Annotated in this window: 13 protein-coding genes and 1 other RNA gene; 10 read left to right on the top strand and 4 right to left on the bottom strand. The window is 56.4% G+C overall.

The genetic code is table 11. From position 1 onward, the window contains the following. On the bottom strand, positions 1-518 hold a 518-nt coding region (locus ACXJ5O_RS09725), incomplete at its 3' end, for an ABC transporter substrate-binding protein (RefSeq protein ID WP_457299708.1). Between the two features lie 203 nt (positions 519-721). Next, positions 722-1,429, bottom strand: a complete 708-nt coding sequence (locus ACXJ5O_RS09720; protein ID WP_457299703.1) for a c-type cytochrome — start codon at positions 1,427-1,429, stop codon at positions 722-724. A gap of 259 nt (positions 1,430-1,688) precedes the next feature. Between ACXJ5O_RS09720 and ACXJ5O_RS09715 the strand changes: the two genes are divergently transcribed. Then, positions 1,689-2,420: a 3-deoxy-manno-octulosonate cytidylyltransferase gene (locus tag ACXJ5O_RS09715; RefSeq protein WP_457299707.1), complete on the top strand. Its 732-nt coding sequence runs from the start codon at positions 1,689-1,691 to the stop codon at positions 2,418-2,420. An 11-nt stretch (positions 2,421-2,431) separates the two neighbouring features. Continuing rightward, entirely contained in the window at positions 2,432-3,295 is an 864-nt protein-coding gene (locus ACXJ5O_RS09710) for a prephenate dehydratase (protein WP_457299702.1), read from the top strand. A gap of 3 nt (positions 3,296-3,298) precedes the next feature. On the opposite strand, the gene nudC is transcribed toward ACXJ5O_RS09710, so the two are convergent. Further along, positions 3,299-4,240 (bottom strand): NAD(+) diphosphatase, encoded by a 942-nt coding sequence (nudC, locus tag ACXJ5O_RS09705; protein WP_457299701.1) that lies wholly within the window; start codon positions 4,238-4,240, stop codon positions 3,299-3,301. A gap of 52 nt (positions 4,241-4,292) precedes the next feature. Further along, positions 4,293-4,697, bottom strand: a complete 405-nt coding sequence (locus tag ACXJ5O_RS09700; protein ID WP_457299706.1) for an HIT domain-containing protein — start codon at positions 4,695-4,697, stop codon at positions 4,293-4,295. Between the two features lie 69 nt (positions 4,698-4,766). Between ACXJ5O_RS09700 and ffs the strand changes: the two genes are divergently transcribed. The 8 genes from ffs to ACXJ5O_RS09660 all read left to right on the top strand — a co-directional run. Continuing rightward, positions 4,767-4,863, top strand: an RNA gene (ffs, locus tag ACXJ5O_RS09695) — signal recognition particle sRNA small type. A gap of 60 nt (positions 4,864-4,923) precedes the next feature. Next, positions 4,924-6,777, top strand: a complete 1,854-nt coding sequence (locus ACXJ5O_RS09690; RefSeq protein WP_457299700.1) for a DNA polymerase III subunit gamma/tau — start codon at positions 4,924-4,926, stop codon at positions 6,775-6,777. A gap of 16 nt (positions 6,778-6,793) precedes the next feature. Then, the gene (locus tag ACXJ5O_RS09685; RefSeq protein WP_457299699.1) at positions 6,794-7,117 is read left to right on the top strand and encodes a YbaB/EbfC family nucleoid-associated protein; all 324 of its coding nucleotides are present in this window, start codon (positions 6,794-6,796) and stop codon (positions 7,115-7,117) included. A gap of 136 nt (positions 7,118-7,253) precedes the next feature. Further along, positions 7,254-7,859: a recombination mediator RecR gene (gene recR / locus ACXJ5O_RS09680; RefSeq protein ID WP_457299698.1), complete on the top strand. Its 606-nt coding sequence runs from the start codon at positions 7,254-7,256 to the stop codon at positions 7,857-7,859. A 22-nt stretch (positions 7,860-7,881) separates the two neighbouring features. Next, on the top strand, positions 7,882-9,114 hold the full coding sequence (locus ACXJ5O_RS09675; RefSeq protein WP_457299705.1) for a lytic murein transglycosylase: 1,233 nt from the start codon (positions 7,882-7,884) through the stop codon (positions 9,112-9,114). Positions 9,115-9,220: 106 nt separating this feature from the next. Beyond that, positions 9,221-10,219, top strand: coding sequence for a glutathione S-transferase family protein (locus tag ACXJ5O_RS09670; RefSeq protein ID WP_457299697.1), 999 nt, complete (start codon positions 9,221-9,223; stop codon positions 10,217-10,219). A 124-nt stretch (positions 10,220-10,343) separates the two neighbouring features. Continuing rightward, positions 10,344-10,895, top strand: a complete 552-nt coding sequence (locus ACXJ5O_RS09665) for a MaoC family dehydratase (RefSeq protein ID WP_457299704.1) — start codon at positions 10,344-10,346, stop codon at positions 10,893-10,895. Next, positions 10,895-11,104, top strand: a 210-nt coding sequence (locus ACXJ5O_RS09660; RefSeq protein ID WP_457299696.1) for a CoA transferase, incomplete at its 3' end; no start/stop codon positions are given. The genes ACXJ5O_RS09665 and ACXJ5O_RS09660, both read left to right, overlap by 1 nt.

Genomic DNA, 11,104 nt, shown 5'->3' with positions numbered 1-11,104 from the left:
ATATTCGGCAGTTCCCTGTTGCCGCCGCTGGTAAAAGTGAAGGTCACCTCGCCGTCGCCAGTTTTTTCGGCCTTTTCAACGTCGTGGTAATACTTGTTGTAAAGCGGGCTTTGCGCCTTCAAGACGTTAAAGGACCAGATCACGTCGTCGACTGTAATGGGCTCGCCGTCGTGCCATTTCGCGGCGGGATTGAGCTTGAACTTGACCCAGGAAAAGTCGTCGGGATAGGCAACGGATTGAGCGATCAACGGATAGTTTGTTCCGACCTGATCAAGGGATTGGCTCATCAATGTATCGTAGAGCTGACCGCCTCCCAATGCACCCAATCCTGAAGCGGACGTACCCTGGACAACGTAGGGATTGAGGCTGTCGAAACTGCCCTCGCTGGTCTGGTTGAGCGTTCCGCCCTTGGGTGCATCCGGATTGACATAATCATAGTGCTTGAAGTCGGCACCGTACTTCAGTTCGCCCAGAAGACTTGTCCCTGTCCGCCATTCCGGTTCTGCGGCCTGAGCTATCTGGAAGGTGCCGACGGTAGCGACGGCAAGGAAAGCGAGGCTGGCAACGAAGGGGCGAAATCGCAAATCAAATCTCCACAGGTTCTCTTTGCTGGTAGTCTAAGAGAAAATGCGGCAGAGAACAGGCCTTCACCGAAAAAACCCAACCAAGAACGGAAAAAGCCGGGCCTAAGGCCCGGCTTTTTGCGAAATGGCTATTGAACTCAGTTGGCGGGTGCTGGCTGAGCCGGAGCAGCAGGTGCAGCCCCATCGGCTGGCTTCTCACCCGCTGGCGCAGCAGGAGCGGCACCGTCAGCCGGCTTGGCCGCTGCATCTGCGGGCTTTGCTGCATCGCCTGCTGGCGCCGCAGCCGCATCGGCAGTCGGCAGCGGCTTAGGACTATCCGACAGCGTGCGCAGATAAGCGATCAGATCGGCACGCTCATTGTCTTTCTTGTCGCCGGCGAAGCCCATGGCCGTGCCTTTGATGTAGCCCTTCGGCGATGTCAGGAAGTGGTTGAGGTGGTCATACGTCCACTTCTCCTGGCCGCCCTTGGAGAAATCCTTGATGGCGCCCGAATAGCCGAAGCCCGGATGGGTTGCGATGGGACGGTCGACAATATCCCAGAGATTGGGACCAATCTTGTTCGGGCCATCCTTCTCACCGGTGTGGCAAGCCTGGCAGCGCTTGAAAACCGCTTCGCCGCGTGTCGCATCGGCAGAAGCGAGAAGCGTTGCAATCGGCACAGCTGCCGCAGGGGCGGCTTCACCGCCAGCGCCGCCAGCTTCGGGCTCGGCGGCCTGGATAATATAACCGGGCTTTTCAGGTGCGTGAGAATCGAAAAAAGCATCGGACAGGATGCCTGCCGACATGACAACGAAAACGGTTGCCAGAAACGCCATGGCATATTTGTTGAATGCGCTCGATTCCATCGTCGATCATTGCTCCACTTGTGTCCTGTTCAAGTACACTGAATACAAAGTCGATAGCGGCGCTTGCTGTGCAGTGCCGGAGCTTTGTGTTCAGCACACTTGCTTAGGTTCTCAATATCTGGTCAATGCAGATCGCTGCATTTTTCGACAAGAGTCCCCTCGTGATCGCGCGGAAACTAGGTCTTTTACTCAAGACTTGCAACACATATAAGGGCGGTTCTGCCTGAGACTTTTTGACACCGTAGGCGTGTTTGCAATGATGAAAATACTGACACTTATACCGGCGAGAATGGCTTCGACCCGGCTCCCGGACAAGCCGCTGGCCGATATCGCCGGCAAGCCGATGATCGTGCACGTGGCGGAACGGGCGAGGGCTGCGGGACTTGGCCGCACCGTGGTCGCAACCGATAATCTCGACGTCAAAGCGGCGGTCGAAGCGCACGGGCTCGAAGCGGTGATGACGCGCAATGATCACGAATCCGGTTCCGACCGCATTTATGAAGCATTGCTGGCGCTCGATCCGGACGGCAATGTCGACGCGGTGGTCAATGTTCAGGGTGACCTGCCGACCATCGAGACGGAAATCATAAAGCGTGCACTGCTACCGCTGCAGAATGGTCCCGCCGACATAGGCACGCTCGGCGTCGAAATCCGGCGCGAGGATGAGAAGACCAATCCAAACGTCGTGAAGATCATTGGTTCGCCCATGGGGAAAGACCAACTGCGCGCGCTGTATTTTACCCGCGCGACCGCGCCTTGGGGCGAGGGGCCGCTTTACCATCATATCGGGCTTTACGCCTATCGCCGCGCCGCTCTCGAACGTTTTGTCAGCCTCGGACCATCGCCGCTGGAACGCCGCGAGCGGCTCGAACAGTTGCGCGCGCTGGAGGCTGGCATGCGGATCGATGTGGAAATCGTTGATTCGGTGCCCCTTGGCGTTGATACGGCCGAAGACCTCGAACGCGCACGAGACATTCTCACCTCTATATAAGGCAGTCTATCATGGCAAAGACCAACCGCATCTCTTTCCAGGGTGAGCCTGGCGCGAACTCCGATACGGCGTGCCGCGACATGTTCCCGTATATGGAACCGATGCCGTGCCCGACATTCGAGGATGCGTTCAACGCGGTAGAAAGCGGTGCGGCAGATCTCGCAATGATCCCTATCGAGAATACGATCGCCGGTCGCGTCGCCGACATCCACCATCTGCTGCCGGAATCTCGCCTGCACATTGTCGGCGAATACTTCCTGCCGATCCATTTTCAGCTGATGGTGTTACCGGGAACGAAGCGTAACGAGATCACCTCGGTCCACAGCCATATTCATGCACTGGGCCAATGCCGCAAGTATATTCGTCAGAACGGCTGGAAGCCGGTGATTGCCGGTGATACGGCGGGAGCGGCGCGCCTCGTTGCGGAGGTCAAGGACAAGACGATGGCTGCACTGGCGCCGCGGCTTGCATCCAGTTTATACGGCCTCGATATCCTCGAAGAGGACGTGGAGGACACAGAAAACAATGTGACGCGCTTCGTGGTTTTGACCAAGACCAAGAAGTGGGCGCCGCGTAGGTCCGACGAACTCGTGATGACGACCTTCGTCTTCCGTGTTCGAAATGTTCCTGCTGCGCTTTACAAGGCGATGGGCGGCTTTGCCACCAACATGGTCAACATGACGAAGCTCGAAAGCTATCAGATCGACGGCAAGTTCACGGCAACGCAGTTTTATGCCGACATCGAGGGCCATCCAGACGACAAGAATGTCGCGCATGCCCTGGACGAACTGGAATTCTTCTCCAAGGAAGTGCGGATCCTCGGTGTTTATCCCGCCGATACGACATTTCGCAGCGCACAGGGTGAGGAAGAGTAGAACCTAAACTCCGCTCTGAACCCAACTGCGAATGAGGTGCGCAGCGATAGCGCCTGGCGGCGGGGTCATCAGCCCGTCAGGATGGCTGCGATCGAGCATCGCGACAACTTCCGCGCGGGAGAACCAGCGCCCATCCTCAAGTTCGGCCTTGTCCAGCGTGAACTCGTCGGAGAGTGCCTCCGCATGGCAGCCGATCATTAGTGAATAGGGGAAGGGCCAGGGTTGGCTGGCGTGATAGAGCACGCGGCCGACCGGCAGGTTCGTTTCCTCGAACGTCTCGCGGCGCACGGCGTTTTCGATCGTTTCACCTGGTTCGATGAAGCCCGCGAGGCAGGAATACATGCCGGGGCCGAAGTGCGCACCGCGTGCCAGAAGACACTTGTCTTCGTGTACTACCATCATGATCGCAACCGGGTCAGTGCGGGGAAAATGCTGTGCCTCGCAATTGGGACAGGTGCGCCGGTAGCCTCCATCGCGCATCACGGTTTCAGTGCCGCACCGGCCGCAGAACTTGTGATTCTGGTGCCATGTCAGCAACGAGACGGCCTGCGCCATTGCTCCAAGCTGGTCTGGCGGGATGAGGCCTTGTGTATAGACGGAACGATAGTCAAACGCCTTGATCGTCTCCGGCAAGGCTGCAAAATCGAAACCGCTGGCGGAGGCAAGGATCGGTACATCGTCCTGCATACCGAGATAGATGGTCTTGTCCGGGGCAGGTAACAGTGCTGTTGCATCTTGCAGACTGAACAGCGCGCTGCCCGTGTCGCCACCCATAACCAGCACTTGGCCCTGACCAGTGAGCAGGATGCGAGCGTTGGCGTTGGCAAGTGCAGTGGCCACCACATCGTCGTTGCGCTTTTCTGAATGGCGGTTGATTCTGTTTCCGGCAAAGCCGACGAAATGGCTTGGCTCCATATCTGGAGCATCGAAGAGGCGAAAAGGCATGGGATGGAACTCCAGAGAGCCTCCAGCGTGGGAAGCCAAGTATATTGAGTAATTAGATAGCCTTCAGTATGGCGTTCGCAAAGAACTTTGCTTCTTTTTCCTCATAAGGCTCGCGCTGCCCAAAGCCCCAGACTGGCCCGGGCCAGGCGGGATCGCCGCTGTTGCGCGCAATGACATGCAGATGCAGCTGCCGGACAATATTCCCGATGGCGGCTGTGTTAATTTTTTCGCAGTTGACCACGGTTTTCAGTGCCTGCGCGGCGATTCCCGCCTCGAAGGTGAGCATCGTCTGATCGAGCGGGGTCATTTCATGGATCTCGCAGATGTTCGGGCGCTGTGGAACCAGGATCAGCCATGGCCAGCGGCAGTCATTCATCAGGCGCAGATCGCAGAGACCCAGTCTCGCAATGGAAAACGTGTCTGCTGCAAGCTTGCTATCGAGTTCGAACATCATGATTTGCGACAAATAGCAGTTTTTTCGACTGTACGCTTGCTTTTTGCGCGTGAATTGCCGATATGAGCCTCGGGAGGTTGGTGGTGGACGAGCCACTCGCCAACCGGGTCAGGTCCGGAAGGAAGCAGCCCCAACGAGCCAGGCACGGGTCGCCGTGCCAGCCTCCCACCCTTTCTTCTTTGTCACCTTGCCTGTGTCAAAGCCGTTATCGGCATTGACGCTGTGGTGTATGGCGGTCCAAACTTGCGCGACGCGAGTAGACCAAAGCAGGAGCGGAATGAACACCATGGCAGACAGCGCCTATCGCGTGCTCGCCCGCAAATATCGCCCGCAGAATTTTGACGATCTGATCGGCCAGGAGCCGATGGTCCGTACATTGACCAATGCGTTCGAGACCGGCCGCATTGCGCAGGCATGGATGCTGACGGGCGTCCGCGGAGTCGGCAAGACGACGACTGCACGTATCCTCGCGCGCGCACTCAATTATAAGACGACTGACATCAACAAGCCGACGATCGATCTTTCGGTGCCGGGCGAACATTGCCAGGCGATCATGGAGGGTCGCCATGTCGACGTGATCGAGATGGATGCCGCTTCGCACACGGGTATCGACGATATCCGCGAGATTATCGAGCAGGTGCGCTATCGCCCCGTTTCTGCGCGGTACAAGGTCTACATCATCGACGAAGTGCACATGCTCTCCAATCAGGCCTTCAACGGCCTGTTGAAGACTCTCGAAGAACCGCCGCCCCATGTAAAATTCATCTTTGCTACCACAGAAATCCGCAAGGTTCCGATTACTGTTTTGTCGCGCTGCCAGCGCTTTGACCTTCGCCGTATAGACACAAGTCTCCTGATCGGACATTTGAAAAAGATCGCTGGCCTCGAAACAATTACGGTCGACGATGCATCGCTCAGCATGATTGCCCGGGCGGGCGAAGGGTCGGTGCGCGATTCGCTCTCAATCTTCGATCAGGCCATTGCCCATGGCGCCGGCACCGTTAGTGCCGAGGCGGTACGTTCAATGCTCGGTCTCGCGGATCGGGCTCGCATTATCGACTTGTTTGAAATGCTGATGCGCGGCGATGTTGCATCTGCCTTGCGCGAATTCCGTGCGCAGTATGATGTGGGCGCAGACCCGAGCGTTGTGCTGACCGATCTTGCCGATTTCAATCATCTGGTGACGCGTGTTCGCTTCACGCCCGACGTGGCCGATGACATTTCCCTATCGGAAGATGAGCGGACGCGTGGCAAGGATTTTTCAGAGAAGCTTTCCATCCGGGTACTGTCGCGCACCTGGCAGATGCTGCTCAAAGGGATAACCGAAGTCGACAATTCCAGTCGGCCCGTGCAGGCAGCGGAAATGCTGCTGATCCGGCTTGCCCATGCTGCCGACCTGCCGACGCTGGACGAGGCGTTGAAATCGCTGGAGGAGGGTGGACCACTTACCGCTCAGGCTCCGCGCAGTGATGGCCCGCGTCCCGGAAATGGCGGGGGAGCCGTGGCACGTTCCACCGATGCGATCGCTTCGTCGCGCGGTTCGGTCAGCTCCAATGGTGGCGCGACCATGCGTCTGGTCGAACCTGCTGCAAGGTCCGAGCCGATCGCTCCGCCGGTAATTGAAGAGCAGGCACCCATGGTGCCAGTCAGCAGCATCGAGGATATAATCGCGCTGGCGGAAAAGCAGCGTGACATGCAGTTCAAGATCATGGTCAAGAACTGTGTGCGGCTTGTCAGCATCAGGCCCGGGCGGCTTGAAATCAATTTAACGGAGAATGCACCGAAGACGCTTTTGACGGATGTGTCGCAGAGGCTGAGTGACTGGACCGGCATTCGCTGGATGGTTTCGCTTTCGCGCGAGCAAGGCAATGCGACGATCAACGAGACCGAAACTGCGAAACGCGACTCGCTTTTGAGCGATGCAAGGTCAGATCCGGATGTTGCGGCTATCCTGTCGAAATTTCCGGGAGCGAAGATCATAAATGTACGCATCGCGGCGCCAGCCGGACAAGCGGACAGCGAAATGATCGAGGGTGCGGCTACCAGTGGTGATACACTGGCACCCATCGAAGAAGACGATTGAACAACAGGAGTTTTCCATGCGTGACATTATGGGCATGATGAAACAGGCCAAAGAAATGCAGGCCAAGATGGCGGCCATGCAGGAAGAAATTTCTGCTCTTGAAGCGGAAGGCCAAGCAGGGGGCGGCCTCGTTACAGTAAAGCTCTCCGGCAAGGGCGCGCTGACTGCCCTGACCATCGATCCGTCGCTATTCAAGGAAGACGATATCGAGGTCATTGAAGACCTGATCATCGCAGCGCACAACGAGGCTAAGTCGAAAGTCGAGGCGATTATGGCGGAGAAGACGCAGGCCCTTACCGCCGGATTGCCAATCCCGCCCGGATTCAAGCTGCCGTTTTAGCGCGCGGGCGACAACCATGGACATATTGAAGGTTGGCAGCAACGCATGCAGGGGGTGTGCTGTTTCAACAGCGTGTTCGCTGCAGTTGTTGCGCGTCCTGATTCCCTAAAGCGCCAAATTGCTCTACACCCACGCTATGTCGAAACGAATCGCCGGTCCTGAAATTGAGCGTCTGATCCAGCTTCTGGCCAAAGTGCCGGGCCTCGGGCCGCGTTCAGCGCGCCGGGCTGCACTGCATCTCATCAAGAAGAAAGAAGCACTGCTGATACCGCTGGGTTCTGCGATGCAGGATGCCGCTGACAAGGTGCGTATCTGCTCGACGTGCGGCAATGTCGATACATCTGATCCGTGCATGATCTGCACTGACCCGCGGCGGGAGCGAGCGACATTGATTGTGGTCGAGGACGTCTCAGATCTCTGGGCGCTGGAGCGTGCCGGGTCGATGAACGTGCGCTATCACGTGCTCGGCGGGCGTATGTCGCCCTTGGATGGTATTGGACCGGACGATCTCAATATCGCATCGCTCGTCGGGCGGGTAGCGGAAGGTGAGATCAAGGAAGTAATCCTTGCGGTCAACGCCACCGTCGAGGGCCAGACGACAGCACATTATATTACTGATCAGCTTGCGGGGCTTGATATTCGCGTCACTCGGCTCGCCCATGGCGTCCCTGTTGGCGGCGAGCTCGACTATCTCGACGAAGGAACATTGACCGCCGCGCTGCGGGCTCGAACATCGCTGTAGGGAGAACGTTTTGATCGCGAGCCTGGTGAGATTTGCCATCGTATTGATTGGACTGCTTCTGAGTTCTTCGGCGCTGGCCGCATCTAAGACCGAGGTCGAAACACAATTTGAAACCTGGTTGGCTAATGATCTCTGGCCAGAAGCCAAGTCGAAAGGTATTTCCAAGGCGACTTTCGATCAGGCTTTCTCGGGTGTGTCGTTGAATTTTGAGCTTCCCGACCTCGTAATGCCGGGTGAAAAACCCCAGACACCGAAGAAGCAGACTCAATCCGAATTCGGTTCGCCCGGCAAGTATTTCAATGACAAGACGATCAATGCGGTTACGTCCGGCGGGACCGCGCGGGCCGGCCAAAATTCGCGCATCTTGAAGGCAGTCGAGGCGAAATATGGTGTGCCGGGTGAGATCGTCCTTGCTATATGGGGCCGTGAAAGTGGTTACGGCAGCGTCAAAATTCCCAACAACGCGTTTACCGTGCTCGGCACCAAGGCATTCATGGCAACGCGCAAGGATATGTTCCAGGAAGAGCTTATCGCCGCGCTGGAGATCGTCCAAAAAGGTTATATCGGCGCCGGCAGCATGAAAAGTTCCTGGGCGGGTGCCCTAGGCCAGCCTCAGTTCATGCCGAGTTCATATCTCGAACACGCCGTAGACTTCGATGGGGACGGCAAACGTGACATCTGGAATTCCGTACCGGACACGCTTGGTTCGATCGCGCACTACCTTGCGCAATATGGCTGGCAAAAGGGCCGTGACTGGGGTTACGAGGTCAATGTTCCGGCTAGTGTCAGTTGTGCGCTGGAAGGTCCTGACCAAGGCAAGCCCTTTACGGCGTGGGAAAAGCTCGGCATTACCCGCGTCAACGGCAAGCCATTTCCTTCCAGCGAGACCAAACGTGAAGGCTTTCTGCTGATGCCTGCGGGACGGCACGGCCCTGCATTCATCGTCACCAAGAATTTTTATGTGATCAAGGAATACAACATGAGTGATCTCTATGCGCTGTTTATAAGCCATGTCGGAGATCGTATCTCGCACGGCGCAACGGGCTTTTCTGCCGGTTGGGGCGATGTTGGTGGGCTTTATCGTTCGGATATCGCGGGTCTACAGCGAATTTTGGAAAAGAAAGGCTATGATGCGGGTGGCGCGGATGGCTTTCCCGGTTTTAAGACTCGTCGCTCAATTGGTGATTGGCAGGCAAAACAGGGCCTGGCGCCTACCTGCTTTCCCGATAAGGATTTGATCGCCGCGATCAGGTGAACCAACTGTCGCGGGTGCAAATACAGTCTGTCAAAGCTTGMGCGGTTTGCAACCAGGCGACGAAATGCGATCCTGACCAACAAATCGAATGTCAGGAACAAATCAAATGCCAGCTTTGGTCAACGGAAAATGGGTCGAGGGCGAAGTAGCCGCCAGCGAAATGAAGGACGGTGCATTCCACCGCGAGGCGACGCACTTCCACGGCTGGATTACAGCCGATGGTGCCCCGGACCCTCAAGGGAAACCGACATTCCCGGCGGAACCCCATCGCTATCAGCTCTTCGTCTCGTATCTTTGCCCATGGGCGTCCCGGACTTTGATTTTCCGTAACCTCAAAGGCTTGCGCGACATAATCCGTATTTCCGTCGCCGAACCTGCCATCGGCGAAAATGGCTGGACTTTCGCCAAGGAGCAAGACGCAGGGCCTAAGGCGCCGCCGATCCGCTATCTGCATCAGCTCTACACCGCCAGCGAGCCCAACTATACCGGCAAAGTTTCAGTACCGGTGCTTTGGGACCGCACAGAGGGCCGGATCGTCAACAACGAGTCCGCTGATATCATTCGAATTTTGAATACCGCCTTCAACGGCTTGACCAGCGATCGCCAGGATTTCTATCCAGAGCAGTTGCGTCCCGAAATCGATAAATGGAACGAGCTTATCTACGAGAATATCAACAATGGCGTTTACCGCGCCGGTTTTGCCAAGACTCAATCGTCCTACGAAGAAGCTGCGACGGATGTCTTCAAGGCGCTGGACAAGGTTGAGGCGCATTTAGCTGATCATCGATATATCGCTGGTCATCATTTGACCGAAGCGGACTGGCGCCTGTTCGTGACGCTTGTGCGCTTCGATGCAGCCTATCATGGCGCGTTCAAATGCAATCTCCGCTGTCTGAAGGATTATCACAATCTTTCCAATTACTTGCGTGAACTCTACCAGTGGCAGGATGTACGCAGCACCGTGAAGATCGACCATATCAAGGCCGGCTATTACTCTATCACTCACGTCAATCCGACCGGCATCGTACCCATCGGGCCACAAATTGACTTCGAAGGTCCCCACGATCGCGAGCGGCTATTGGGCGAGGCGGTAATCCACAGTTAGGATTTAACACTTCCTACCCTTGTCAACTATACCCATATGTGAAAAGATTATTCACAAGAGAAGATATGGGAGGATGACGCATGAGATCGCAGAGGCAGCGTCCGCTGACTGGAGTCTTGCGGCCATGAACGATTTTGCGCCCAGCGTTGGCGTCTCCTCCACCTATCCGAAAGACATGCCAGGAGACCATGCCGCGCTGCCTGTGTGGAACGCCGAGAACTGGTTTTATGAGGATTGGCCGGTTGGACAGAAAATCCGTTCGTTGCGCCGGACAATAGCTGAAAGCGATAGTCACCTGTTCAACATGCTGGTTACGGACATTCACCCGTATGTGCAGGACCAGATGTTTGCCGAGAGCGAGGGTATCTTCGGCAAACGGCTTGTTGCCGGCGCTTTCGTGTTTTCTGCGGGCCTAGGACTCGTGGCAACCAATTGCGTCAATGCCTTTTCCTATGGCTATGACAAGTTGCGTTTCATCAAGCCAGTCTTTCTCAATGACACGATCTACACGATCCGCACCAATCTGGATAAGCGCCCGCGCTACAAGGAGTTGGGCCTGATCCGTGCGAGCTATGAAGTGTACAGGAACGAGGGTGAACTCGTTCTGTATTGCGAGCATTTGCAGACCGTAAAGTACCAAAATCCCGCCAATTTCGTTGGAAAGACCGAGAAATAATGACTGCCGAGAATGAACTACCGTTGGCGGGCCTGCTTGTCGTCGATATGAGCCAGTTCCTGTCCGGGCCTTATGCTTCACTGCGCCTGATGGATCTTGGCGCTCGTGTCATCAAGGTAGAGCGGCCTGATGGAGGTGACCTCTCCCGCCGGCTTTATTTGAGCGATACAGAAATTGGTGGCGACTCGACTATTTTCCATGCGATCAAC

This window comes from Phyllobacterium sp. P5_D12, from assembly GCF_054049495.1.
Note: the sequence above shows the minus strand (reverse complement) of the source record. Positions and strands in the feature narration are given on the sequence as shown.